The organism is Streptomyces sp. NPDC008137, from assembly GCF_042957035.1.
Taxonomy (GTDB): Bacteria; Actinomycetota; Actinomycetes; order Streptomycetales; family Streptomycetaceae; genus Streptomyces.
Genome location: NZ_JBIBHN010000027.1, coordinates 1 through 25,347 on the forward strand (window position 1 = coordinate 1; position 25,347 = coordinate 25,347).

Below are 25,347 nucleotides of genomic sequence, written 5' to 3' on the forward strand. Positions count from 1 at the left end.
CCGATCGGCGAAGCCGACGCGCAGCGCCCTTGAGGCAGGCCGTGGAAGCACGACACTGCCAAGAAGCGGGCGGCCCCGACAGTCAGTCGGTGACGGACTCGAGGAACAACGCCCACGTCGTGGAAGCGACAGTTACGTAGGGAGTGTCCGGGCTCTTGGAGTCGCGGATGTGGATCGTGGCGGGGGTGTTGGCGACCTCGACGCAGTCGTCTATCTCGCTGCTGCTGCTGTAGGTGCTCTTGAACCAGTGGAGTTCCGTGGCGCTCATAGTTCTCCCAGCTGCCGCTCGATGAAGGCCAGCGACTCCCTCGGCGTGAGAGCCTGCGCCCGGATCATGCCATAGCGCAGCTCAAGGATGCGGAGATCCCGAGGGCTTGAGACCGGGCGGCCATTGAAAGCGCCTTCGGAACGTCCGACCGCCGTGCCATCGGCGAACTTCAGCACCTCGATCAAGCCCTGTACGCCCGCATGTTCTTCGCGTTCGGTCGGCATGACTTGGAGGGTGACGTTCCTCAACTTCCCCACCTCCAGCAGGTGTTCAAGCTGTCGACGCAGCACCATCTTCCCACCGAGAGGGCGTTCCAGCGTCACCTGTTCCTGGACAAAACTGAGCGTCGGGGCGGGCTCCACCTCGAAGATCGACTTCCGTGCCACCCGGGCGGCGACTCCCCGTTCCACCTGTTCAGGCGAGTGTGCGGGCTGCCGCATCTCGAACAGCGCCCTCGCATACTCCGGCGTCTGCAGAAGCCCATGGATGTTGTGGCTGCTGTAGAGCAGCATCTCCACAGCCCGCTCCTCCAACTGCGCCAGCTCCCGCACCTTCTTCGGATACCGAGCCCTCTCCATGTCCTTCATGAACGCCCGCAGATGCCCCTGCGCGCCCAGCACTTGATCCGCCCTGTCCAACAGCTCCGGCCGAGGAATCCGCACCCCCCGTTCCATCTTCCGGACCATGTCCTCCCCATAGCCGAGCACCTCGCCCAGCTCGGCGACCCGCATCCCCGCCGCCTCCCGGCACACCTTCAGCAGTTTCCCCACCGCCTGGACCAGCGGCTCGATCTCATCCCCCGGCTCGACATCCCAACCGGCCTCGTCCACAGCCTCGTTCATGCCCCACCTCCATCGCGCAGCCGTACCCGTACAACCGCCAAGACAGCCGAGACAGCACCAGACAAACCCCGGACAGTAGTCATACGCACACCCGCTGCCACTGATCACGGTACGCAGATTCCGCCACGCTGAGTCACATGAACCGCGAGATGGCTGCCCCCGAAAACGACCTCACCACCCCCATCCGAAACTTCAGCCTCCTGCTCTCCCCCACACCCCGAGGAGCCCGGCTCGCGCGGCTGTTGGCGACGGAGCAACTCCGCAGCTGGGGGCTGCCCTTGGAGCCGGCCGACCAGATCATCGCCGAGCTCGCGACCAACGCCGCGACGCACGGGCGCGTACCCGGGCGGAACTTCCGGCTGCTGCTGTACGTCGTAGGCGGCACTCTCCGTATCGAGGTCACGGACACGCGCGGCGACCTGCTCCCCCACCTCACGCGGCCCACCCCGCACACCACCACCGGCCGGGGCCTCCTCCTCGTAGCCGCCCTCTCCGACCGCTGGGGCGTGACACCGGGCCCACCTCCTCGCAAGACGGTGTGGGCGGAGCTGGAGTGGGGAGAGCGCGAAATCAACCGGGTCATCGACGAGCGCGTGGCGGATCCGGCAGCCGGTGTCCCGCTCGAGGACGTCATGAGGGAGACCCTGGAACGCAGTGAGTAGACGCCCAGGGCATGGCGCTCTGTGTCCAGCGCGAAAGAAGCCGGTGAGGCCCCCGTCGCCACGGAGTCCTCACCGGCCGTTTTCCCCGGGTGCCGTCAGGCCCGCACCAGCTCCCGGTCCGTGTCGCCCCGGTCGGGGTCGTCGCGCAGGCCCTCGCCCTCGACGTCCACGTTGGGCAGGGCCCGGTCCAGCCACCTGGGCAGCCACCAGGCCTTGCGGCCGAGGAGGGCCAGGACGGCCGGGACGATGGCCATGCGGACGATGAACGCGTCGAAGAAGACCGCGATCGCCAGGCCGAAGCCGATCATCTTGACCATCGACTCGGACGAGCCGATGAAGCCGGCGAAGACGGCCATCATGATGACCGCGGCGGCGGTGACCACCCTCGCCCCGTGCCGGAAGCCCGTCACGATCGCCTGGCCCGGCTTCTCGCCGTGGACGTAGGCCTCCCGCATCCGGGTCACGAGGAACACCTCGTAGTCCATGGCGAGTCCGAAGACCACGCCGACCATGAAGATCGGCATCATCGACATGACCGGGCCCGTCTGCTCCACGCCCATGAGGCCCGACAGCCAGCCCCACTGGAAGACCGCGACGACCGCGCCGAGGGCCGCCATCACGGAGAGGAGGAAGCCGAGGGCCGCCTTCAGGGGGACCAGGATGGAGCGGAAGACGACGATCAGGAGGAGGAAGGCCAGGCCGACCACCAGGACCAGGTAGGGGATCAGCGCGTCGTTGAGCTTCTCGCTGACGTCGATGTTCATCGCCGTGCTGCCGGTGACCAGGACGTTCGCGTCCGTGTCGGCCTTGATGTCCGTGCCGGCGTCGCGGATGCCGTGGACCAGGTTCTCCGTCGTGACGGACGACGGCTTCGAGCCCGGGATGACCGTGATCGTGGCCGTGTCGCCGGCCTTGTTGGGTGCCGGCGGCGTCACCGTGACGACGTCCTTGAGGCCCTTGATCTCGTCGCCGACCTCCGCGAAGGCCGCCTTCGGGTCGTCGCTGTCCTTCGCGTCGACGACGACCATCAGCGGGCCGTTGAAGCCGGGGCCGAAGCCCTCGGACAGCAGGTCGTAGGCGCGGCGCTGGGTGGTGGAGGTGGGCTGGGAGCCGTCGTCCGGCAGGCCCAGTTCCAGGCTCGACGCGGGGACGGCCGCCGCGCCGAGGCCGATGACGCCGAGCAGCAGGACCGCGATCGGACGGCGGACGACGAAGCTCGCCCAGCGGGTGCCCAGGTTGGGGCGCTCCGGCTTGTTCGACGGCTGCTCCGACGGCTCCTTCGACGCCCGGCCGAACCGCTTGCCCTTCTCCCCCATCGGCTTCACCCTGCGGCCCGCGTAGCCGAGCAGCGCCGGGACCATGGTCAGCGCGATCAGCACCGCGATGGCCACCGTGCCCGCCGCCGCGATGCCCATCTTCGTCAGCATCGGGATGTTGACGACGGACAGACCCACCAGCGCGATCACTACCGTCAGGCCCGCGAAGACGACGGCGGAGCCCGCGGTGCCGGTGGCCCGGCCGGCTGCCTCCTCGCGGTCGCGGCCCTCCGCCAGTTCGGCGCGGTAGCGGGAGACGATGAACAGGGCGTAGTCGATGCCGACCGCGAGACCGATCATCATCGCCAGGGTGGAGGTCGTGGAGCCCAGGTCCAGCGCACTGGCCAGGGCGGTGATCGTGGAGACGCCGATGCCCACGCCGATGAGCGCCGTCAGCAGCGGCAGACCGGCCGCGACCAGGGAGCCGAAGGTGATGACGAGGACGACGGCGGCGACCGCGATGCCGATGATCTCGCTGGATCCGGTGTGCGGGACGGTCTGGAGCGCGTCACCGCCGATCTCGACGGTCAGCCCGGTCTTGCGCGCGTCCTGCGCGCTGTCCTGAAGGGCGTCGCGGGAGGAGTCCTCCAGCTCCATGCCGGAGACCTTGTACGACACCTGCGCGTAGGCGATCGTGCCGTCCTTGCTGACGGCCTTCGCCTGGTACGGGTCGGTGACGCGGGCGACCTCGGAGCCGTCGGCGAGTTCCTTGACGGTCTCCTGGACCGTCGCCTTGTTGCCCGGGTCGGTCATCTTCTCGCCGCTCGGCGCCTTGAAGACGACGCGTGCGGTGGCTCCGTCGGCGCTCGCGCCGGGGAAGCGCTGTTCCAGCAGGTCGAAGGCCTTCTGGGCCTCCGTGCCGGGGATGGAGAACGAGCTGTTGCCCGCGGCGGGGGCACTGGCCGCGCCGACACCGGCGAGGGTCAGCAGGGCCACCCAGATCAGGGCGACGAAGTGCCGCCGCCGGAACGAGAGCCGGCCGAGTTTGTAGAGGAAAGTGGCCACGAGGGCGTACTCCCGGTCAGTCGTGGGGTGGTCAGGGCAGGGGTGATCGGCCCGACGACGTGAGCGGATACGTCAGGTAAGGGCTGGCTGAGGGGGACTACTCGGTGGGCACGCCGAGGGCGGGGAGGACCACGGCGTCGATGTACGAGAGGAGGAACCGCTGCGTCGGAGGCTGGTCGTCGATCAGCGTGCGCGTCGCGAACGCGCCGATGAGCATGTGGACGACGTAGTCCAGCGCCGGGCAGTCGGCGCGGACCTCGCCTCTGTCGACGGCCCGCTGCACCACGCGGTGGAACTCCGCCATCTCCGGCTCCACGAGGAGTTCCTTGAACGCCTGGAGGAGGTCGGGGTTGGCGTGCACCGCCATGAACAGGCCCCGCATCAGCGCGGCGTTCTGCTGCATGGTGCAGTCGTCCTCACGGGAGGTGAGGGCGTGCAGGTCACCCCGCAGGGAACCGGTGTCGATGTCGGCGATGTTGCCCGGCTTGTTGTGCCGGATCGCCTTCGCCACCAGCTCCGGCTTCCCGCCCCACTGGCGGTAGAGGGTGGCCTTGCTGGACCGGGTGCGCGCGGCGACGGCGTCCATGGTGAGGGCGTCGTAGCCGACTTCGCGGAGCAGGTCGAGCACGGCCGTGTAGAGCTCGGCCTCACGCTCGGGGGTGATCCGACTGCGACGCGCGGCGGCGACCTCAGTCATCTCGCTCACCTTCCTGACTCCGAACGACACGGTTTCGTACGTCACGAATGTAGCGCACCGCTCATGGAAACGAAACCGTTTCGTACGTGTGCTGGGTCACGGCGGGCTTTTGCCTTGAGTTGCCCTGGTCCGTCCCCCGGCAAAGCATGAGGACGTGACCTATCTGCGTCTGCCGCACCTCCATGACGACCTACTGTGCTTCGTGGCCGAGGACGACCTCTGGCTCGCCCCGCTCGACGCCCCGGGCCGCGCCTGGCGGCTCACCGTCGACCGCGCCAAGCTGGGCCACCCCCGCTTCTCGCCCGACGGCCGCCACCTCGCGTACACGAGCTGGCGCACCCTGGTGCCCGAGGTCCATCTCGTCCCGGTGGCCGGCGGCCCGGGCCGCCGGCTGACCCACTGGGGCAGCGCCGACACCCGGGTCTGCGGCTGGACCCCGGAGGGCGAGATCCTGGCCGTGGCCTCGCACGGCGAGCCCTTCTCCTTCTTCACCTGGGGCTACAAGGTCCCCCTCGACGGCACCCCGGGCCGCAAACTGCCCTGGGGGCCGGTCTCCGACATCCAGGCCGCCGACCTGGACGGGGAGCGGAAGACCCTGCTCCTCACCGGCACCCCGCCGCACGAACCGGCCTCCTGGAAGCGCTACCGGGGCGGGGCCACGGGCCGGCTGTGGCTGCACGGCGAACGGCTGCTCGAAGGCCTCGGCGGCCATCTGCACTCCCCCATGTTCGTCGCCGGCCGGATCGCCTTCCTCTCCGACCACGAGGGCGTCGGCAACCTCTACTCCTGCGCGTACGACGGCTCCGACCTGCGCCGTCACACCGACCACGACGCCTTCTACGCCCGGCACGCCGCCAGCGACGGAACCCGGGTGGTGTACCAGTGCGCGGGCGATCTGTGGCTGGTCGACGATCTGGCGCCGGGCTCCGCGCCTCGGCGGCTGGAGGTACGGCTGGGCGGGCCGCGCGCGGGGCGACGGCCGTACCAGGTGGCGGCGGCCCAGCACCTCGACGGGCTCTCGGTCGACGAGACCGGGCGGGCCAGCGCCGTCGTGGTACGCGGCAGCCTGTACTGGCTCACCCACCGCGACGGGCCCGCCCGCACCCTCACCGACACCCCGGGCGTCCGCGTGCGGATGCCGGAGATGCTGGGCGCGAGCGGGCGGGTGGCGTATGTGACGGACGCTGAGGGCGAGGACGCGATCGAGATCGCCTCGCTGCCCCGGGCGTCCGGCGCCCGCGAGCCGTACCGGCTGGCCTCGGGCGCCCTGGGCCGCGTGCGCGAGCTGGTCTCCGACCCGGAGGGCGAGCGGCTCGCCGTCGCCTCGCACGACGGGCGGCTGCTGCTGATCGACGTCACCGAGGACTCCGGCGGCGGGGTCACCGAGCTGATCAGGTCGATCAACGGCCCCGTGCGCGACCTCGCGTTCTCCCCGGACGGGGCGTGGCTGACCTGGTCGCATCCGGGCATCGGGCGGACCCTGCGGCAGATCAAGATGGCCAGGATCGAGGGGGGTGCCGTCATCGACGTCACCAACGGCCGCTTCGAGGACGAGAACCCGGTGTTCACACGCGACGGCCGCTACCTCGCCTTCCTGTCCTGGCGCGGCTTCGACCCCGTCTACGACGTGCACACCGGCGACCTGTCCTTCCCGCTGGGCTGCCGCCCGTACCTCGTGCCGCTGTCCTCCGCGACGCCCTCCCCGTTCGCGGTGAACCCGGAGGGCCGTCCGGCCGCCGGGGGCCTGGACCCGGTGGAGGACGACGAGAACGGGGACGGCGGCACGGTGACCGTCGAGGCCGAGGGTCTGGAGAGCCGGGTCACGCCCTTCCCGGTGGCCGCCTCCAAGTACTCGGCGCTGCACCCGGTCGCGGGCGGCGGACTGGTGTGGCTGCGCTGGCCGATCTCGGGCGCGCTGGGCGAGACGTTCGCCAACCCGGACGACACCAGCGGACGGCCGACCCTGGAGCACTTCGGCATCACCAAGGCCAAGAGGTCCGAACTCGTCGACCACCTCGACTGGTTCGCGGTGAGCGGCGACGGCAGCAGACTGGTCGTGGTCGACGAGGGCGAGTTGCGCGCGGTGCCGGCCACCGAGTCGGGCGACGCCGACACGGTGGTGTGGATCGACGCGCGCCGCATCCTGCACGTGGTCGACCCGGCGGCGGAGTGGCGGCAGGCGTACGAGGAGGCCGGGCGGCTGATCCGGGCGTACTTCTGGGAGCCGGGCATGTGCGGCATCGACTGGGCCGGGGTGCTGGACCAGTACCGTCCGCTGGTCGAACGGGTCGCCTCCCCGGACGAGTTCGCCGACCTGCTGCGCGAGGTGCTGGGCGAGCTGGGCACCTCCCACGCGTACGTCTCCGCCGCCCGGCGCGACGAGGGCCCGCCGCACTACCAGCGCCGCCAGGGCCTGCTGGGCGCCAACCTCGTACGCCGGGACGGCGGCTGGACGGTGCTGCGGATCCTGGCCGGCGACTCCTCCGACTCCAAGGCCCGCTCCCCGCTGGCCGGCACGGGCATCCGGGAGGGCGCGGTCCTCACCCATGTCGACGGCCGCCCGGTCGATCCGGACGCGGGCCCCTATCCGCTGCTGGCGGGCGCGGGCGGTACGACGGTGGAGCTGACCTTCATGCCGGCGGAGAGCGCGGGCCCGCCCCGGCGGGTCGCCGTCGTCCCACTGGTGGACGAACGGCCGTTGCGCTACCAGGACTGGGTGGCCAAACGCCGGGCGGTGGTCCGGGAATTGAGCGGCGGGCGCTGCGGCTATCTGCACATCCCGGACATGGGCGGTTCGGGCTGGGCGCAGTTCAACCGCGACCTGCGCATGGAGGTGTCGCGGCCCGCGCTGATCGTGGACGTGCGCGGCAACGCGGGCGGCCACATCAGCGAGCTGGTCATCGAGACCCTGAGCCGCACGATCCTGGGCTGGGACCTGACCCGCGACGCCCAGCCCGTGTCGTACACCTCGAACGCGCCGAGGGGGCCTGTGGTGGCCCTGGCGGACGAGGCGACCTCCTCCGACGGTGACATGATCACGGCCGCGTTCAAGCTGCTGAAGCTGGGCCCGGTGGTGGGGCAGCGCACCTGGGGCGGTGTCGTCGGCATGACCGGCCGCCACGAGCTGGGGGACGGCACGGTGATCACGGTGCCGATGAACGCGGCCTGGTTCGACGCCTACGGCTGGTCGGTGGAGAACAGGGGGGTCGCCCCCGACATCGACGTCCTGCGCACCCCGCTGGACTGGGCGGAGGGCCGCCACGCCCAGCTGACCGACGCGGTGGAGCTGGCGCTCGGGCTGCTGGAGAGCAGTCCCGCGGCGGTGCCGCCGACGTACAGCGACGTACCGGACCGCTCCCGGCCGAAGCTGCCGCCGCGTAGGTGAGGCCCGCGAGGACGTGCGGAAGGGGTGCCCCGCGCGAGGCACCCCTTCCCTTCAGCACGCGTCGTCAGGCGTCGTAGTCCTGGTCGAAGCGGTCCTCGTGCTCGCGCTCCCGCTCACGGTCACGCTGCGGGTGCTGCGGGTGCTGCGGCGACTCCATGTCCTCGTCGCGCCGGCGACCACGGCCCTGCATCTGCTCGCGGGCCTGGTCGGCCTTCTGACGGGCCTGGTTCTGCCACTGCTCGGACTTCTCCTGGAACTGGTCCTTCATACCCATGTGGGTTCACTCCCGTTGGGGGTGAGGGGATCTGGCTCGATCAGATTCACACGGGTCGTGACCCTGCGCATGTCGATCACTCACGGAGCGTAGCCCGCTGCTGTTCGTCGGCCGCTCCGCCCGCCCCGACCAGGCCCGTGCGCATGCCCGTGAGCCGGTCCGCGAACCGCCGCATCTCGCGCTGCCCCACCGTCCCGATGACCCCGGGCAGGTAACCGCGCACCCCCTGCATGCCGCGCAGCCACCACTGCCCGTACACATGGCTCGACCGGTTCTCGATCCCGGCCACGAGCCGGTCCACGGCCGGGCCCAGCGGATAGGTCTTGTTGGACGGCCAGGGCAGCCGCTGCCTCAACTCCCGCATGACGTCGTCCTGGTCGGCCCCGCGCACCATGTCGGTGTCGGTCCACGAGAGATACCCGACGCCGACCCTCACGCCCCGGTGCCCGACCTCGGCGCGCAGGCTGTGCGCGTACGCCTCCACACCGGACTTGGAGGCGCAGTACGCGGTCATCATCGGCGCCGGGGTGATCGCGGCGAGGGACGCGATCTGGAGCAGATAGCCCCGGCTCCGGAGCAGCATCGGCAGGAAGGCGCGGCCGGTCACCGCCGAGCCGATCAGGTTGACCTCGATCACCCGCCGCCAGGACTCCGGGTCGGAGTCGGTGAAGGGACCGCCGGTGGCGACACCGGCGTTGGCGACGACGATGTCGACCCGCCCGAAGCGCTCCTTCACCTCGCTCGCCACTCGGGCCATCGCCTCGTGGTCGGTGACGTCGGCGTGCCAGTGGTCGCTGTCGCTGTGCAGCCGCCCGGAGACCTCCTTGAGCGCGTCCGGCTCCAGACCGACCAGCGCCACCTTCACGCCGCGCGCGGAGAGCTTGCGGGCCAGCAACTCCCCGACACCGCGCGCGGCCCCGGTCACCACGGCGACCTTCCCTTCGAGGCTGACCCTGCTCATGCGCTCTCCTCGGATACGGCCTGGACGGGCCGGATGTGTGCGTGGACGAGTTCCCGGATCGTGCCGCCGACCAGGCCGGGCGCCTCGATGGGCGTCATGTGGCCGATGCCGGGCAGCTCGGTGAGTCCGGTGCACTGCGGCAGCGCGGCGGCCAGGGCCCGGGCCTGCACCGGCGGGGTCAGCCGGTCCGCCGTACCGACGACGACGGCCGTGGGCACCCGCAGTTCCCGTACACCGTGGTCGAGGTCGAGCAGGTCCAGGACCTGCGACCAGGAGTGGCGGACCTTGCGGGGGCAGGCGTGCACGATGCGGGCGCATGCCTCGACCATGTGCGGGGCCGAACCGGCGCCCATCGTGCCGTACTTGAGGATCCGCCGGGCCAGCGGTGTGACCGGCCCGAGCGGCGCCCGGGAGCCGAGGATGCGCCGCGTCAGCCAGGTGCGCGGCCGCCCGGCCCGGATCGGTACGACGGTGGAGGCGGCGACCAGCTGCGAACTGCCGGTGCTGCACAGCAGGACGGCGGCCGCGTGCGCACGGAAGGCGGCCCGCTCCGAGGCCGCCATCACGGTCATGCCGCCCATGGAGTGCCCGGCGATCACGGCCTGTTCGCCGGGCGCCAGGGTGGCCTCGAGTACGGCCTCCAGGTCGTCCGCGAGCGCCTCGGCGCTGCACGCGGGGCTCGCGGGGCTGCGCCCGTGGCCGCGCTGGTCGTAGGCGATGACCCGGTGGTCGGCGGCCAGTTCGCGGATCTGCGCCGCCCAGAAGGCGGTGGAGCAGGTCCAGCCGTGGGCGAGGACGACGGCCGGGGCGCCGTCGGGACCGTGGATCTCCACGTGCAGCCGCGCGCCGTCGGCGGAGACGGCGGTCAGCTCCCGGGCGGGGACGGGCGGGGCGTAGGGCCCTGCCTCGACACGCAGCAGCCGGCTCACGCGTCCACCCCGGCCTTCTCGGCTTCCTTCCGCGCGGGCACGCGCAGGACGTCGTACTCGGCGAGATCCACCCGTCGCGTCGCCCGCCGGAACTCGCCTGTCGTGCCGGGCCAGATGGTGGTGTTGCGGCCGCTCGCGTCGAGGTACCAGCTGGTGCAGCCGCCGGTGTTCCACACCGTGCGCTTCATACGCTCCTGCACCCGGTGGTTCCAGGCCCGTACGGCACCCGGGCGGGCGTCGAGGGCGACCCTGCCGCCCAGGACGTCGAGCTGACGGACGTAGTCGGCCAGGTAGTTCAGCTGGGACTCGATCATGAGGATCATCGAGGAGTTCCCGAGGCCGGTGTTGGGCCCGATGATCGTCATCCAGTTGGGGAATCCGGCGGCGGCGGCGCCGCGCAGGGCCTCCATGCCGCCCTTCCAGGTCTCCGCGAGGGTCCGCCCGTCGGCGCCCACGACCCGGTCCGCGATGGGCATGTCGGTGACGTGGAACCCGGTGCCGAAGACGATGGCGTCGACCTCGGCCTCACTGCCGTCGGCGGCGACCAGGGTCGATCCGCGCACCTCGGCCAGGCCGCTCGCGACCACGTCCACATTGGGCTGCGCGAGCGCCGGGTAATAGTCGCTGGACAGCAGGATCCGCTTGCAGCCGATGCGGTAGTCCGGTGTGAGCTTCGCCCGCAGGGCCGGGTCCTTGATGGAGCGGGCCATGTTGCGCCGGGCCATCTCCTCGACGAGGCCGAGCTGCTTCGGGTGCTTGGTGAACGCCTGCACCTGCAACTCGCGGATGCCCCACAGCAGTCCGCGCCGAACCTGCGAGGTGAAGGGCAGCTGCCGGTGCAGCCACCGCTCGCCGTCGCTGATGTTCCGGTCGATGCGGGGCATGACCCAGGGCGCGGTCCGCTGGAACAGGGTCAGGCGCGAGACGTCGGGCTGGATGGCCGGCACGATCTGGGCCGCCGAGGCCCCGGTCCCCACCATCGCGACGCGCTTGCCGCGCAGGTCGTAGTCGTGGTCCCAGCGGGCCGAGTGGAAGACCTTGCCGGGAAAGGACTTGAGCCCCGGTATCTCCGGCACCTTCGGATCGGACAGCGGCCCGGTCGCCGACACGACCAGATCCGCCGACAGATTCCCGCTGCTCGTCTCGATGTCCCAGCACAGCCGCTCGGCGTTCCACGTCATCCGCTTCACCTCCGAGTCGAAGCGGAGGTGCGGCCGCAGCCGGAACACGTCCGTGACGTGCTCCAGATACGCGCGGATGTGCTCCTGCCCGGAGAAGGTGCGCGGCCATTCGGGGTTGGGCGCGAAGGAGAACGAGTACAGATGCGAGGGCACGTCGCACCGGCACCCCGGGTAGCTGTTGTCCCGCCAGGTGCCGCCGACGCTGCTCGCCCGCTCCAGGACGACGAAGTCGGTGACGCCCTCGCGGCGCAGCCGCACGGCGGCCCCCAGCCCGCCGAACCCGGACCCGATCACCGCGACCCGCACATGCTCGCGTTCGTGTTCGCGTTCGCCCATGCCGACACCTCCACACACCACGAGAACCATGCCAGTGAACACTGGCGCAATGGGAGCGTAGGGCAGCGGCGTACTGATGGGTAGGGGGCGGAACGAGGAAGTTACCCGTGGTACGCCTTAAGGTGCCCAGGTGGCCGAGAAGCGTGAATACCGCATGGAAGAGCTGGCCCGCCTCGCCGGGATCACGGTGCGCACCCTGCGTTTCTACCGCGAACGCAAACTGATCCCGCCACCCCGCAGGGAAGGCCGTATCGCCTGGTACGACGACCACCACCTGGCCCGCCTTCGCACCATCACGGCCCTGCTGGAACGCGGCCACACCCTCAGCGGCATCGCGGAACTCGCGGAGGCCTTCGACAACGGCCGGGACGTCGGCGACCTGCTGGGTGTCGGAGGCGCCCCCACCGAGGAAGAACCGGTTCACCTCACCCCCGAGGAACTCGCCGACCACTTCGCCGGCGAGACCACACCGGAGAACCTCGCCGCCGCGATGGAACTCGGCTACCTCGGCACCGACGGCGACGAGATCGTCCACATCAGCCGCCGCCTCCTGGACGTCTCCTCGGCCCTGGTCCACGAGGGCATCCCCCTCGCCGACGTCCTCGACGCCGCCAAACAGGTCCGCACCCACGCCGACGCCCTGGCCGAACTCTTCACCACCCTGGTCCTCCGCCACGCCTCCCCGACCGACCTCCCCCGCCTGCGCCCGCTGGCACGGAGCGTGGTGGAGGCGGAACTGTCGCTGGCGCTGGACCGGCGGATGCGCCGGCCGTCCTAGGGCCTGTCGTTTGGATCACGCCGCAGACGCGGGGCCTGGCACGCACATCTGCCGCGTTCTCGTCGGTCGCCGACGCTCCGCGTCGACTCCCTCCTCCGCCTTGCAGCTGCACGCACCAGGCCCCGCTCACCGGCGTCGAAGAAGTGCTGCCGATTCCCTGCGCCGTGATCCAAACGACAGGCCCTAGCGGTCGTACACCACGGTCACGGGCGCGTGATCGGACCACCGCTCCTCATGCGTGGCGGCCCGCTCGACGAACCCCTTGACGGCCCGCCCGGCGAGCCCGGGCGTGGCCAGGTGGTAGTCGATCCTCCAACCTGAATCATTGTCGAAGGCCCGCCCCCGGTACGACCACCACGAGTACGGACCCTCGACCTCGGGATGCAGCGCCCGTACGACATCGACGTAGCCACCGTCCGCCGGGTCGAGCACGCGTCCCAGCCACTCCCGCTCCTCCGGCAGGAACCCGGAGTTCTTCCGGTTCCCGCGCCAGTTCTTGAGGTCGGCCTCCTGGTGGGCGATGTTCCAGTCGCCGCAGACCAGGACCTCGCGCCCCTCGGCGGCGGCCCGCTCCCTGAGGCCCTTCAGATAGGCGAGGAACTCGCCCATGAAGCGCATCTTCTCGTCCTGCCGCTCGGTGCCGACCTCACCCGAGGGCAGGTAGAGGGAGGCGACGGTGACGCTCGGGAAGTCGGCCTCCACGTACCGGCCGCTGGCGTCGAACTCCTCCGACCCGAACCCGACCTGCACCCGGTCGGGCTCGCGGCGGCTGTACAGGGACACCCCGGCCCGCCCCTTGGCAGCGGCCGGCGCGTGTGTCACATGCCACCCCTCGGGCGCGCGGACGTGCTCGGGCAGCTGCTCCGGCTCGGCCCGCACCTCCTGGAGGCACAGCACATCGGCGTCAGTCGCCGCCAGCCACTCCACGAAGCCCTTCTTCGCGGCGGCCCGCAGCCCGTTCACATTCACAGAGGTAACAGTCAGCACCCCGGCACGATACCGGCACACTGGACGAGGTCCAGTTCCGGATCGAACACACTCCCGCCCTACACATGAGCTGACATACGGTACTCAGCATGCATATACGCCGGGTCCCCTTCGACCACCCCGACGCCGTGAAGCTGAACGACCAGGTCCAGGCCGAGTACGCGGTCCGCTACGGCGACGACGGCGACGCCACGGTCATGGCCGCGTCGGACTTCGTCCCGCCGAACGGCACCTACCTGATCGCGTACGACGAGCACGACTCCCCCGTCGCCTCGGGAGGCTGGCGCAGCCAGGACGCGAACGACGAGGGCAACCTGGACGGCGACGCCGAGATCAAGCGCATGTACGTGGCCGACGGCATGCGCGGCCGGGGCCTCGCGCGCCGCATCCTGGCCGCCCTGGAGGAGGACGCCCGCGCGGCGGGCCGGACCCGCATGGTCCTGGAGACCGGCACGAAGCAGCCGGAGGCCATAGCCCTGTACACGTCCAGCGGTTACGAGCCGTGCGGGAAGTTCGGCTACTACCGGCACTACGAGTCGAGCCGCTGCTTCGCGAAGAGCCTCTGACGCGTGGGGTGCTGAACATACGTCAGAGCCCCAGCCGGAATCCCGACTGGGGCTCTGAGCTGCGTGGACCTGAGGGGATTTGAACCCCTGGCCCCCTCGATGCGAACGAGGTGCGCTACCGGACTGCGCCACAGGCCCTTGCAACGAGTGAAACTTTAGCACCCCGATCGGCCTGCTTGGAAATCCGTTCCCCAGGGGCGGTCACCTGCGGGTTCGGGGCTACTCGTTGGCGGCGCGGGGCCGGTCCCCGTCCTCGTACTGGTCGAACAGCGGGGTGCGGCCGCGCTCCCGGGCCCGCCGTGCGGAGGCCGCGCGGCGGGCGTCGGTGCGCCCGTCGTCGTCCGCCCGCTCCTCGGCGTGGGGTTCCGGCTCGCCGGGGAGCGCGGTGTCGACCTCGTCCTGACGGTCCGGGGTGACGGCGCTGGAGCGTGCCGAGCTCCAGGTGTCGGGGGCCCCGAGGTCGACGTCGCTGGTGGCCCGGGGGGCGACCGGTGCGGTGACGTAGGTCGGCAGTGGCACCGGGACGGGGTCCCAGCTGTCGCCCTGCCCGGGGCGCCGCTGCCGCTCGCGCTGCTGGTCGACCCACTCGGCGTGGTCGGTCTGCTCGACGAGTGCGCGCCGGTCGGCCGCGAGGGCGGACAGGCCGGGGTCGGTCACCGGCTCGGGCCCGTCCTCCGGTTCGTCGGACTCCTCGGCGGCGGCACGCCGGCCGGGCTGGCGCTGCCGCTCCCGCAGCCGCTGGGCCGCGAGCTCGGCCCGGCGGCGGTCCATCTGGTACGTGAAGCGGCGGCGCTCCTGGGTGCGCAGGTACGCGATGTACACGCTGAGCATGACCGCGGGCACGCCGGGCGCCCACAGGAACGCGAGGCCTCCGACCGCCGCGACGATCGCGCCGAGGGTGAAGGCGAGGAACAGCATGGTGGTGGTGCGCCGACGGCGCGCGAGCACCTTCGAGCGCCGGGCCCGTGCCGCGGCCGCCTGGGCCTGCGGCGAGGGGCGGCGCCGGGCGGCGGGCACGCGGCCCTCTCCGCGGGCCGCGGCCGCCGGGCGGGCCGGCTGTTCGGATCGGCCCGGCTGTTCCGATCGGCCGGACTGCTCCTGGGCGGGCGACGGTACGGGTGCCTGGGTCTGCGGTCGCGTTTTGGACACGGCGAAGGCCCGGACGTCCACCGAGTCGGTGACGGCATCCGGATCGTCGGCGCCCTGCTCCCCCTCCTCGGTGGAGCGCGCCCGCAGGTCCTTGGCGTACCGGCGCTCCATCCCCGCCCGGCCGGAAAGCAGCCGGATGGCGGTGCTGAAGCGTTCCGTCGGACGGGCCTCGTTCAGCTCGTCCTGCCTACGGAGCCACATCGGCACCAAGTAGGCGGCCCAGGCCCCGACAATGACTGCGTAGATGAGGCCGCTGCTGCTCACGTCTCACACCGTAGAGGGGTTTGCGTGAGGCCATCTGCCAATTGAGCCGGTGTGTCGCACGATCTGGCTGATATTTCGAACTTTTTTTGTGACCGATGCGATCAGCAGACCACCCAGGCCGGGAATTCATTGCCCTCAGACGATCAGTGACCGATCATTTTCGAACACATATTCAATTTCCGGGGCGATGCCGGATTCCCGGATCACTCTGCGATCGTGCCCGGTGCCAGCGGCGCAGCAACCCGTCCGGCACCTCTTCCGCGGTGAGGGCGAACACGAGGTGGTCGCGCCAGCCGCCGTCGATGTGGAGATAACGGGGCCTGAGCCCCTCCTCGCGGAATCCGAGTTTCTCCACGACCCGGCGGCTGGGCCCGTTCTCGGGGCGAATGCAGACCTCGATGCGGTGCAGTCCGACGGTGCGGAAACAGTGGTCCACGACGAGCGCCACCGCCGTGGGCATCACCCCGCGCCCTGCCACCGACTCGTCCACCCAGTAACCGATGTGCCCCGAGCACATCGAGCCCCAGGTGATCCCGGCGACCGTCAACTGCCCCACCAGCCGCCCCTGGTACTCGATGACGAAGGGCAGCATCCGGCCCGCGTTCGCCTCCGACCTCAGGTGTCGCACCATCTGCCGGAAGGTCGGGCGGTGCGCGAGCGGCCCGCCGGGCGCGGGCGGCGGAATGGTCGCCTCCCAGGGACGCAGCCAGTCGCGGTTGCGTCGGTTGACCTCGCGCCATGCCCGCTGGTCGCGCAGCTTTATCGGCCGGAGGACGATGTCGCCGTCCACCAGCTCGACGGGCCAGGATGCGCTGTTCAGCTCACACCCCCGTGCCGGGTCTGGGATGGTCGCCGCCGCGGAGCTGCTCTACGGCGTGCACCAGCAGCGGCTCCAGGACGGCCAGTCCGTCCTTCACACCACCGCTGGAGCCGGGCAGATTGACGATCAGCGTCGCGCCGGCCACTCCGGCCAGGCCCCGGGAGAGCGCCGCGGTCGGCACCTTCTCCCGGCCGTACGCCCGGATGGCCTCGGCGATGCCCGGCACCTCGTGGTCGATCACCCGGCGGGTCGCCTCGGGGGTGCGGTCGGTGGGCGAGATGCCCGTGCCGCCGGTGGTGACGATGACGTCGTAGCCGGTTTCGACACCGGCGCGCAGGGCCGCCTCGACGGGGTCGCCGTCGGGGACGACCTGGGGGCCGTCGACCTCGAAGCCGAGGTCCTTCAGGCCTGCGGAGATCAGCGGACCGCCCTTGTCCTCGTAGATCCCGGCGGCGGCCCGGTTGGAGGCGGTGACGACGAGGGCGCGGTACGTCATGCCCGGCTCCAGTCGCCCGACTTACCGCCTGTCTTCTCTTCCACCCGTACGTCCGTGATGACCGCTCCCTTGTCGACCGCCTTGACCATGTCGATCACGGTGAGCGCGGCGACGGAGACAGCGGTGAGGGCCTCCATCTCGACCCCCGTGCGGTCCGTGGTCTTCACGGTGGCGAGGATCTCCACGGCGTCGTCCGCGACCGACAGGTCCAGTTTCACACCGGAGACCGACAAGGGGTGGCAGAGCGGGATCAGGTCGGGGGTGCGTTTGGCGCCCATGATCCCGGCGATCCGCGCGGTCGCGAGGGCGTCGCCCTTGGGGACGCCCTCGCCGCGCAGCAGTTCGATCACGCGGGGCGAGACGAGGACGCGTCCGCTGGCGCGGGCGGTGCGCGCGGTCACGTCCTTCTCCGACACGTCGACCATGCGGGCGGCGCCGGCATCGTCGATGTGCGTCAGTCGGTCCTGCGGAGGGGTGTCCCGCGTAGGGGAATCCTGCGTAGGGGGATCCTGCGTGCTCATGCTGTGTGGCGCTCCCGGTCCGGGCCTGCTGTGCGCGACACGGTACCCCCAACCAGCGCTTCTCAGCCGAGCAGGACCACCTCGACCTCGGCGCCGGGCTCGACGGACTCGGTGTCCTCGGGGACGACGATCAGCGCGTCCGCGTGGGCGAGGGCCGCGACCAGATGGGATCCGGCGCCGCCGACCGGGGTCGCCCGGTCGTCGACGCAGGTGGCCCGCAGGAACTGGCGTCGGCCCTTCGGCGAGGTCAGCGCCTTGTCGGCGACCAGGGTGGCCCGGGTCGTCGGCCGGTGGACGTCGTCGAGGCCCATGAGGGTGCGGATCGCGGGTCGGACGAACAGTTCGAAGGAGACGTACGACGACACCGGGTTGCCGGGCAGGGCCAGCAGCGGGGTGTGGTCGGGGCCGATGGAGCCGAAGCCCTGGGGCTTGCCGGGCTGCATGGCGAGCTTGCGGAACTCGATGCCGCTGCCCGCCTCGTCCTCGTCGCCCACGTGGGACAGGGCTTCCTTGACGACGTCGTACGCCCCGACGCTGACACCGCCCGTGGTGACCATCAGGTCGGCGCGGACCAACTGGTCCTCGATGGTGGAGCGCAGGGTCTCGGCGTCGTCGGCGACGGCGCCCACGCGGTAGGCGATGGCTCCGGCGTCACGGGCGGCGGCGGTGAGGGCGAAGCTGTTGGAGTCGTAGATCTGACCGGTACGCAGCCTCTCGTCGGGCTGGACGAGTTCGCTGCCGGTGGAGAGCACCACCACGCGCGGGCGCGGGCGGACGCGTACGGTGCCGCGGCCGATCGCGGCGAGCAGGCCGATCTGGGGCGGTCCGAGGATCGTGCCGGCCCGCAGGGCGCGGTCGCCGGCCTTCACGTCGCTGCCCTGGGCGCGCACATGCGCGCGTGCCTCCGCCGGGCGGTACACCTGCACATGCCCGGAGGCGCCCTCGGGACCGAGGCTGCGGGCGCGCATGCCGTGCACCGGGCCCTCGCCGAGCCCGCCGTCGGTCCACTCGACGGGCACGACGGTCTCGGCGCCGGGCGGCAGCGGGGCGCCGGTCATGATGCGGGCCGCCTGGCCGGGGCCCACCTGGAGCAGGTCGGCCTGTCCGGCCGCCACGTCCCCGACGACCTCCAGGGCCGCCGGGTACTTCTCGCTCGCGCCCGCCACGTCCGCGACCCGTACCGCGTAGCCGTCCATCGAGCTGTTGTCGAAGGGCGGCAGGGACACCGGCACCGTGATGTCCTCGACCAGGACGCAGCCCTGGGCGTCGAGCAGTTGCAGCTCGATGGGTTCCAGGGGGCGGACGGTGGTGAGGATGTCCTCCAGGTGCTCGTCCACCGACCACAGGTGGTCGGGGCCCGAGTGCTCCTGGACCGGGGTGCGGGGCGCGGCGCTGCTCAACGTGTTACATCTCCTCGGCTACGTAACTGCGAAGCCAGGTCCGGAAGTCCGGGCCCAGGTCTTCACGTTCGCATGCGAGTCGGACAATGGCACGCAGGTAGTCGCCGCGGTCGCCGGTGTCATAGCGGCGGCCCTTGAAGACGACGCCGTGCACCGGGCCGCCGATCTTCTCGTCGGCCGCGAGCTGCTGGAGGGCGTCCGTGAGCTGGATCTCGCCGCCGCGGCCCGGCTCGGTCCGGCGCAGAATGCCGAAGATGTGCGGGTCGAGGACGTAGCGGCCGATGACCGCGTAGTTCGACGGGGCGTCGGACGGGTCGGGCTTCTCGACGAGGCCGCCGACCTTGACGACGTCGCTGTCCTCGGTGGTCTCCACGGCCGCGCAGCCGTAGAGGTGGATCTGCTCGGGGGCGACCTCCATGAGCGCGATGACGCTGCCGCCGCGCTGCTCCTGGACCTCGACCATGCGCTGGAGCAGGGGGTCGCGGGGGTCGATGAGGTCGTCACCGAGGAGGACGGCGAAGGGCTCGTCGCCCACGTGCGGGGCGGCGCACAGGACTGCGTGGCCGAGGCCCTTGGGGTCGCCCTGGCGGACGTAGTGCATGGTCGCGAGGTCGCTCGACTCCTGCACCTTGGCGAGACGGCCGGCGTCGCCCTTCTTCTGAAGCGCCGACTCCAGTTCGTAGTTGCGGTCGAAGTGGTCCTCGAGGGGGCGCTTGTTGCGGCCCGTCACCATGAGGACGTCGTCGAGACCCGCGCCGACGGCCTCCTCGACCACGTACTGGATCGCCGGCTTGTCGACGACCGGCAGCATCTCCTTGGGAGTGGCTTTGGTGGCCGGCAGGAACCGGGTGCCGAGGCCTGCTGCGGGAATGACAGCCTTGCTGATCCGAGGATGTGCCTGAGTCATGTCCGCCACCATATCCGGTGCCTTTGGGCGGAATCTGCGGCTCCGGTTCATGGGCGCTCATATGAGCGTATTAGCACGATACGGGAGCAACCATTGAGTCACATCGGGCGTCCGGGCGAGCCTGACAAGCGGACTTTGCGAGGCGGGATCCTCACGGTGAGGAACAGGTTGACGGCGGATGACCTGCGGGAAACCGCGGCGGCACTGGCCGCGCGGGCGCTGGAACTGCCGGAGTTGGCGCGGGCCGGCACGGTCGCCGCGTACGTCTCGGTGGGGAGTGAACCGGGGACGCTCGCGCTCCTGGACACGCTGCGCGCCCGGGGCGTGCGCGTCCTCCTTCCGGCCCTGCTGGCCGACAACGACCTCGACTGGGGCGTCTACGAGGGCGAGGGCTCGCTCGCGCGTGTCCGGCACGGCGGCGGCCGGATGGCGCTCTTCGAGCCGTCCGGCGAGCGCCTCGGGCCGGACGCCGTGACCGCCGCCGACGCCGTCCTGCTGCCGGGGCTCGCGGTCGACACGCGCGGGATGCGGCTCGGGCGTGGCGGCGGCTCGTACGACCGTGTCCTGGCGCGGCTGGAGCGGGCGGACGCCCGGCCTCCCCTGGTGGTGCTGCTGTACGACTCCGAGGTGATCGAGCGGGTCCCGGCGGAGCCGCACGACCGGCCGGTGCACGCGGTGGTGACTCCCTCCGGGGTGCGGCGGTTCGGGGAGCGGACCGGCTGACACGAGAACGGCCCTCCACGCGCGCGTGGAGGGCCGTTCTCGTGGTGCGGGCGTCAGCGGCTCACGGCTTGAGCACCAGCTTGTCGGTCGTGCCGCCCTCGACCGCCTTGTCCGAGTAGGACCACGGCAGCAGTTCGCCCTCGGCCCACTTGTCCGTCTGGTCGACGTAGTGGGCGCTGTAGGCGTGCCCGGACGCGCCGGAGAGGTTGATCCACTTCGACTTGTCGAGGTCGCCGAGGTTCACGACCATCCGCATCGACGGCACCCAGACGACGCTGTAGCCGGCGGCCGCGTTCCAGCCGGTCGCGTTGACCGTCGCCTCGCCGCCGCCGAGCTCCCACGGGCCGCGGTTGAGGGCGAACCGGACGAACCCGGGGCCCTCGGTGCCGAGGGTCTGGTTGTCCAGGAACAGGCGGTGCAGCCGGCCCCAGCTCCAGCTGTCGATGTCCTTGCCGAGCTTGGCGGTCAGCTCCCAGCGGGCGTCGATCATGGCCCGCCTGAACAGCTGGTCGCGGTTGGCGGCCGGAGGCCGGGTGCCCGCCTCGGGCGTCTTCCACCAGTCGCTGTCGGGCTGCTCCATCAGCTTGCGGACCACCTCGAACCAGCGGTCGCCGCCGTCCGGCTGCGCCTGGTCCGGGGAGCGCTGACCGCACTCGCGGACCTCCTCGGTCTCGTCCGCGGGGCCGGTGGTGTTGACCGGCTTGACCCACAGGCACTGGCCCTTGGGCCGCAGCTCCTTGGGCAGCTTGTTGCCGAAGGCGAGCTTGAGGATGTTGCGCCAGACCGCGTTGAAGTAGGCCGCGGCGGCCGAGTCGGCGTCCTGGGTGTAGTCCCAGCCCTCCAGCAGCTTCTGCGCCTCGCGGACGTCCTTGTTCTCGGGGTCGATCTTCAGCAGCGTGGGCACCAGCAGCCGGGCGATCTCGCTGCTGTTGTCCAGCTGCAGCTGGCGCATGTCGTCCGTGGAGACCTTGCCGCCGTTCTTGATCTTCGACTGGATCAGGTCGCTTATGCGCTGGCTGCGCGTGCCGTAGCCCCAGTCCTCGGTGAGCGTGTAGGGGTACTTGTCCGGGTCGATCACGGCCTGGTTGGCGGTGACGATGTAGCCGCGCTCCGGGTTGTACTCGTACGGCAGCGCGTCCTGCTCGATGTAGCCGGTCCAGCGGTACTTGGGGTCCCAGCCGGGCGCGGGGATCGAGCCGTCGTCGCCCTCCGGGCGCGTGGGGATCCTCCCCGGGAGGGTGTAGCCGATGTTGTCCTGGGTGTCCGCGTAGATCAGGTTCTGCGAGGGCACCTCGAACTGCGCGGCGGCCTTGCGGAACCCGTTCCAGTCCTTCGCCTTGTCCATGGCGAAGACGGCGTCCATGGTGGTGCCCGGCTGCAGCGCGGTCCAGCGCAGCGCGACGCCGTAGCCGTCGCCTCTGTCAGGTGCGGCGGCGTCGACGCCGGCCTTCTTGCCGACCTTCACCAGCTCTTCGTCGCGGTCGGACAGCAGGGGTCCGTTGTTGGTCTCGCGGACGACGATCTTCTTGGACTCGCCGCCGGCGACCTTGATGGTCTCCTCGCGCGTCTGGAAAGGCTTGATCTTGCCGTCGTACTGGTAGCCGTCGCCGGTGATCTTCTCCAGGTAGAGGTCCGTGACGTCGACGCCGGAGTTGGTCATGCCCCAGGCGATGTCCTGGTTGTGACCGATTATCACGCCGGGCATGCCCGCGAAGGTGTAGCCGGAGACGTCGTACTGGCAGGCGCTGGAGACGCTGCGGCAGTGCAGGCCCATCTGGTACCAGACGGAGGGCAGCGACGGCGACAGGTGCGGGTCGTTGGCCAGCAGGGGCTTGCCGGTGATGGTGTGCTTCCCGCGGACGACCCAGGAGTTGGAGCCGATGCCGTCGCCGTTCACGCCGACGGCCGGCGGGAGGTCGTCCAGGACCTTGGTGAGGCCGCTGAGCTGGCTCTGGAGGCCGTCCGTGCCGGAGCTGCTCGCGGCGCTGCCTCCGGTGCCGGTGGCGGCGCCTGTGCCGGTGGAGGCACCGGTTCCCGTGGAGTCACCGGTTCCCGTGGAGCCGCCGGACGTGCCGCTCGTGCCGCCCTGCTCGAAGGTGCCCGTCAGCTCGTTGTACTGGCCCTCCTGGACGATCGCCTTGTTGCGGCCGGACGGGTACTCCGGGTACAGGTCGGCGATCTGCTTCGGGCCGAGGCGGCTGGTCAGCAGGGCGCGGTCGATCTCGTCCTGCATGTTGCCGCGCAGGTCCCAGGCCATCGCCTTCAGCCAGGAGACCGAGTCGACCGGGGTCCAGTTCTGCGGCTTGTAGTCGTTGGTGAAGCCGAGGGCCGCGTACTCCAGGGAGATGTCCTTGCTGTCCTTGCCCTGGAGGTAGGAGTTGACCCCCTTGGAGTACGCCTGGAGGTACTTCTTCGTGGAGGCCGACAGCTTGGTGTCGTACTCCTTCTTGGCGACCCGGTCCCAGCCGAGCGTGCGCAGGAACTCGTCGTTGTCGACCTGGCTCTTGCCGAACATCTCCGACAGCCGCCCGGAGGCCATGTGGCGGCGTACGTCCATCTCGTAGAACCGGTCCTGCGCCTGGACGTAGCCCTGCGCCATGAACAGGTCCGCGTCGGAGGAGGCGTAGATCTGCGGGATGCCGTAGTTGTCCCGTTTGACCTCGACCGGGCCCGAGAGGCCCTTCAGCGTGAGGGTGCCCTTGGTCTGCGGGAAGGAGGCCCGGACGGTGCTGACGGACCAGTACCCGCCGAAGGCCACGCCCCCGATGAGGGCCAGCACCAGGACGAGCAGGACCAGTCGGGCTTTGCGCCCCTTTCTCCTGCCGGACTTGCCGGGCTGCTGACCCGTGGAGGCGGTGGTGTCGGTGGGCATCGCTGTCCTTGCTGTCCTAACGCGAGCGGCAGGTTCGGCTGTGCTTTTAACTGAGCGCTGGAGCAACGATAGGCGCAGGGTCCTGCGCCCCTTGACGCGGAGTCGGGAACCAACACGGATAAATGTTCGATCTTGCCCTCGGAAGCGTCAAGAAATCGTCAAGAGTTAGGTAAGGTAACGAAGTAGTTGGCGCGGTGCGCCACAGCTTCATGTGCGATGTACGTGAGCCCACGCGCGCGTGCGTGCGGGCCAGGGAAGGATTCGGCCGCTGACTGTTCACCACCTCAACCAGCTCCTGCTCGTCTGCTCGCTCGTCCTGCTCGTCGCCGTCGCAGCGGTACGGATCTCCTCGCGCAGCGGGCTCCCCAGCCTGCTCGTATACCTGGGGATCGGCGTCGCCATGGGCCAGGACGGCGTGGGCGACATCCACTTCGACAACGCCCAGCTGACCCAGGTCATCGGGTACGCGGCCCTGGTCGTGATCCTGGCCGAAGGCGGCCTGGGCACGAAGTGGAAGGAGATCGAGCCGGCCCTGCCGGCCGCCACGGCACTGGCACTGGCCGGTGTCGCGGTGAGCATCGGGGTCACGGCGTCGGCCGCGCACTATCTGATCGGTCTCGAGTGGCGGCAGGCGCTCATCATCGGGGCCGTCGTCTCCTCGACGGACGCGGCGGCCGTGTTCTCCGTACTGCGGAAAATCCCCCTCCCCGCGCGCGTGACGGGCACGCTGGAGGCGGAGTCCGGCTTCAACGACGCCCCGGTGGTCATCCTCGTGGTGTCCTTGTCCACGGCCGGGCCGGTCGAGCACTGGTACGTGCTGCTGGGAGTGATCCTGCTGGAGCTGGCCATCGGCGCCGCCATCGGGCTCGCGGTGGGCTGGCTGGGCTCCTGGGGGCTGCGGCATGTGGCCCTGCCCGCCTCCGGCCTCTACCCGATCGCCGTCATGGCGATCGCCACGGTGGCGTACGCGGCGGGCGCGCTGGCCCACGGCAGCGGCTTCCTCGCGGTGTACCTGGCCTCGATGGTGATGGGCAACGCGCGGCTGCCGCACTGGCCGGCCACGCGCGGGTTCGCCGACGGGCTCGGCTGGATGGCGCAGATCGGCATGTTCGTTCTGCTCGGCCTGCTGGTCACACCGCACGAGCTGGGCGACGACATCGTGCCCGCCCTCGCCATCGGGCTGGTGCTGACCATGGTGGCGCGTCCGCTGAGCGTGGTGTTCTGCCTGACGCCGTTCCGGGTTCCGTGGCGTGAGCAGGCCCTGATGTCCTGGGCGGGACTGCGCGGGGCCGTGCCCATCATCCTGGCGACCATCCCCATGGTGGAGGGCGTCGACGCCAGCCGCCGGATCTTCAACATCGTCTTCATCCTGGTCGTCGTCTACACCCTGGTCCAGGGCCCGACACTGCCGTGGCTGGGCCGCAAGCTGCACCTGGGCGACGGTTCGGAGGCCGCTGACCTCGGCATCGAGTCGGCACCGCTGGAGCGGCTGCGCGGGCATCTGCTGTCGGTGGCGATCCCCGAGGGGTCGAAGATGCACGGAGTGGAGGTCAACGAGCTGCGGCTGCCGCCCGGCGCGGCGGTGACGCTCGTCGTGCGGGCGGACGAATCGTTCGTCCCGCTTCCCACGACGGTGCTGCAACGCGGGGACGAACTGCTCGTCGTGGCCACGGACCCGGTCCGGGACGCGACGGAGAAGCGGCTGCGGTCGGTGGGCCAGGGCGGCAAGCTGGCCGGGTGGCTGGGGACAGACGGGGCGGGTCGCTGAGACGGATGCGCGGATGCGGATACCTGTTGACGGATGCTCGTTCAGGGATACCTGTCCACGGATGCTCGTACAGGGATACCTGTACGATGAACGTCTGACTCAAGATCGAACCAACTCTGTCTGACGCAGAGCTGGCGCGACCGTATGGCGGTCGGGACGTCCCTCCTCACCGGGCCCCGGCATCTACCGCAGTTCCGCGCAAGAGGACAGCTCTCGGCGCCGCCCGTTGACGGGCCGCGC

The 25,347-nt window shown here is 70.7% G+C and carries 22 protein-coding genes and 1 tRNA gene; 6 read left to right on the forward strand and 17 right to left on the reverse strand.

Going from position 1 to position 25,347, the window contains the following annotated elements; translation table 11 throughout:
• Nucleotides 1-82: 82 nt before the first annotated feature.
• Entirely contained in the window at nt 83-268 is a 186-nt protein-coding gene (locus ACFZBT_RS31235) for a DUF397 domain-containing protein (RefSeq protein WP_391110578.1), read from the reverse strand.
• Nucleotides 265-1,110, reverse strand: a complete 846-nt coding sequence (locus ACFZBT_RS31240; protein ID WP_391110581.1) for a Scr1 family TA system antitoxin-like transcriptional regulator — start codon at nt 1,108-1,110, stop codon at nt 265-267. Before ACFZBT_RS31240 ends, ACFZBT_RS31235 begins: the two co-directional genes overlap by 4 nt.
• A gap of 137 nt (nt 1,111-1,247) precedes the next feature.
• Between ACFZBT_RS31240 and ACFZBT_RS31245 the strand changes: the two genes are divergently transcribed.
• A complete protein-coding gene (locus ACFZBT_RS31245) occupies nt 1,248-1,772 on the forward strand; it encodes an ATP-binding protein (RefSeq protein ID WP_391110584.1) in 525 nt (174 codons plus the stop codon).
• A gap of 95 nt (nt 1,773-1,867) precedes the next feature.
• Here ACFZBT_RS31245 and ACFZBT_RS31250 read toward each other — a convergent pair whose 3' ends face one another.
• Nucleotides 1,868-4,093 carry an MMPL family transporter gene (locus ACFZBT_RS31250; RefSeq protein ID WP_391110587.1) on the reverse strand — a complete coding sequence of 742 codons (2,226 nt, stop codon included), beginning with the start codon at nt 4,091-4,093 and terminating at the stop codon, nt 1,868-1,870.
• 97 nt (nt 4,094-4,190) lie between these two features.
• The gene (locus tag ACFZBT_RS31255) at nt 4,191-4,790 is read right to left on the reverse strand and encodes a TetR/AcrR family transcriptional regulator C-terminal ligand-binding domain-containing protein (protein WP_391110590.1); all 600 of its coding nucleotides are present in this window, start codon (nt 4,788-4,790) and stop codon (nt 4,191-4,193) included.
• 154 nt (nt 4,791-4,944) lie between these two features.
• Here ACFZBT_RS31255 and ACFZBT_RS31260 point away from each other — a divergent pair, with 154 nt between their 5' ends.
• Nucleotides 4,945-8,175, forward strand: coding sequence for a S41 family peptidase (locus ACFZBT_RS31260; RefSeq protein ID WP_391110593.1), 3,231 nt, complete (start codon nt 4,945-4,947; stop codon nt 8,173-8,175).
• A 64-nt stretch (nt 8,176-8,239) separates the two neighbouring features.
• Here ACFZBT_RS31260 and ACFZBT_RS31265 read toward each other — a convergent pair whose 3' ends face one another.
• The 4 genes from ACFZBT_RS31265 to ACFZBT_RS31280 form a co-directional block, all read right to left on the reverse strand.
• Nucleotides 8,240-8,449, reverse strand: coding sequence for a hypothetical protein (locus ACFZBT_RS31265; RefSeq protein WP_391110596.1), 210 nt, complete (start codon nt 8,447-8,449; stop codon nt 8,240-8,242).
• 76 nt (nt 8,450-8,525) lie between these two features.
• A complete protein-coding gene (locus ACFZBT_RS31270; RefSeq protein WP_391110599.1) occupies nt 8,526-9,410 on the reverse strand; it encodes a short-chain dehydrogenase/reductase in 885 nt (294 codons plus the stop codon).
• Entirely contained in the window at nt 9,407-10,339 is a 933-nt protein-coding gene (locus ACFZBT_RS31275) for an alpha/beta fold hydrolase (RefSeq protein WP_391110602.1), read from the reverse strand. The genes ACFZBT_RS31270 and ACFZBT_RS31275 overlap by 4 nt, the downstream gene beginning before the upstream one ends.
• A complete protein-coding gene (locus tag ACFZBT_RS31280; protein ID WP_391110605.1) occupies nt 10,336-11,856 on the reverse strand; it encodes an NAD(P)-binding domain-containing protein in 1,521 nt (506 codons plus the stop codon). The genes ACFZBT_RS31275 and ACFZBT_RS31280 overlap by 4 nt, the downstream gene beginning before the upstream one ends.
• A gap of 130 nt (nt 11,857-11,986) precedes the next feature.
• Here ACFZBT_RS31280 and ACFZBT_RS31285 point away from each other — a divergent pair, with 130 nt between their 5' ends.
• A complete protein-coding gene (locus ACFZBT_RS31285) occupies nt 11,987-12,634 on the forward strand; it encodes a MerR family transcriptional regulator (RefSeq protein WP_391110607.1) in 648 nt (215 codons plus the stop codon).
• Nucleotides 12,635-12,817: 183 nt separating this feature from the next.
• Here ACFZBT_RS31285 and ACFZBT_RS31290 read toward each other — a convergent pair whose 3' ends face one another.
• Nucleotides 12,818-13,621 (reverse strand): exodeoxyribonuclease III, encoded by an 804-nt coding sequence (locus ACFZBT_RS31290; RefSeq protein WP_391110610.1) that lies wholly within the window; start codon nt 13,619-13,621, stop codon nt 12,818-12,820.
• An 89-nt stretch (nt 13,622-13,710) separates the two neighbouring features.
• On the opposite strand from ACFZBT_RS31290, the gene ACFZBT_RS31295 reads away from it, so the two are divergent.
• Nucleotides 13,711-14,187: a GNAT family N-acetyltransferase gene (locus ACFZBT_RS31295; protein ID WP_391110613.1), complete on the forward strand. Its 477-nt coding sequence runs from the start codon at nt 13,711-13,713 to the stop codon at nt 14,185-14,187.
• A gap of 64 nt (nt 14,188-14,251) precedes the next feature.
• Here ACFZBT_RS31295 and ACFZBT_RS31300 read toward each other — a convergent pair.
• The 7 genes from ACFZBT_RS31300 to galU all read right to left on the reverse strand — a co-directional run bounded on the left by ACFZBT_RS31300 (nt 14,252) and on the right by galU (nt 19,744).
• A tRNA-Ala gene (locus tag ACFZBT_RS31300) sits at nt 14,252-14,325 on the reverse strand.
• Nucleotides 14,326-14,406: 81 nt separating this feature from the next.
• Nucleotides 14,407-15,600: a gephyrin-like molybdotransferase receptor GlpR gene (glpR, locus tag ACFZBT_RS31305; protein WP_391110616.1), complete on the reverse strand. Its 1,194-nt coding sequence runs from the start codon at nt 15,598-15,600 to the stop codon at nt 14,407-14,409.
• Nucleotides 15,601-15,772: 172 nt separating this feature from the next.
• Nucleotides 15,773-16,393 (reverse strand): GNAT family N-acetyltransferase, encoded by a 621-nt coding sequence (locus ACFZBT_RS31310; RefSeq protein WP_391110926.1) that lies wholly within the window; start codon nt 16,391-16,393, stop codon nt 15,773-15,775.
• 28 nt (nt 16,394-16,421) lie between these two features.
• Nucleotides 16,422-16,916: a molybdenum cofactor synthesis domain-containing protein gene (locus tag ACFZBT_RS31315; RefSeq protein WP_391110618.1), complete on the reverse strand. Its 495-nt coding sequence runs from the start codon at nt 16,914-16,916 to the stop codon at nt 16,422-16,424.
• Nucleotides 16,913-17,437, reverse strand: coding sequence for a cyclic pyranopterin monophosphate synthase MoaC (moaC, locus tag ACFZBT_RS31320; RefSeq protein ID WP_391110621.1), 525 nt, complete (start codon nt 17,435-17,437; stop codon nt 16,913-16,915). The genes ACFZBT_RS31315 and moaC overlap by 4 nt, the downstream gene beginning before the upstream one ends.
• 62 nt (nt 17,438-17,499) lie before the next feature.
• Nucleotides 17,500-18,837 (reverse strand): gephyrin-like molybdotransferase Glp, encoded by a 1,338-nt coding sequence (gene glp, locus ACFZBT_RS31325; protein ID WP_391110623.1) that lies wholly within the window; start codon nt 18,835-18,837, stop codon nt 17,500-17,502.
• Between the two features lie 4 nt (nt 18,838-18,841).
• Complete coding sequence (gene galU, locus ACFZBT_RS31330) at nt 18,842-19,744, reverse strand: UTP--glucose-1-phosphate uridylyltransferase GalU (protein WP_391110626.1); 903 nt, start codon at nt 19,742-19,744, stop codon at nt 18,842-18,844.
• Nucleotides 19,745-19,837: 93 nt separating this feature from the next.
• Between galU and ACFZBT_RS31335 the strand changes: the two genes are divergently transcribed.
• The gene (locus tag ACFZBT_RS31335) at nt 19,838-20,467 is read left to right on the forward strand and encodes a 5-formyltetrahydrofolate cyclo-ligase (protein WP_391110629.1); all 630 of its coding nucleotides are present in this window, start codon (nt 19,838-19,840) and stop codon (nt 20,465-20,467) included.
• A gap of 61 nt (nt 20,468-20,528) precedes the next feature.
• On the opposite strand, the gene ACFZBT_RS31340 is transcribed toward ACFZBT_RS31335, so the two are convergent.
• Nucleotides 20,529-23,339, reverse strand: coding sequence for a penicillin acylase family protein (locus ACFZBT_RS31340; RefSeq protein WP_391110632.1), 2,811 nt, complete (start codon nt 23,337-23,339; stop codon nt 20,529-20,531).
• Nucleotides 23,340-23,577: 238 nt separating this feature from the next.
• On the opposite strand from ACFZBT_RS31340, the gene ACFZBT_RS31345 reads away from it, so the two are divergent.
• Nucleotides 23,578-25,107, forward strand: coding sequence for a potassium/proton antiporter (locus ACFZBT_RS31345; RefSeq protein ID WP_391110635.1), 1,530 nt, complete (start codon nt 23,578-23,580; stop codon nt 25,105-25,107).
• Nucleotides 25,108-25,347 lie beyond the last annotated feature (240 nt).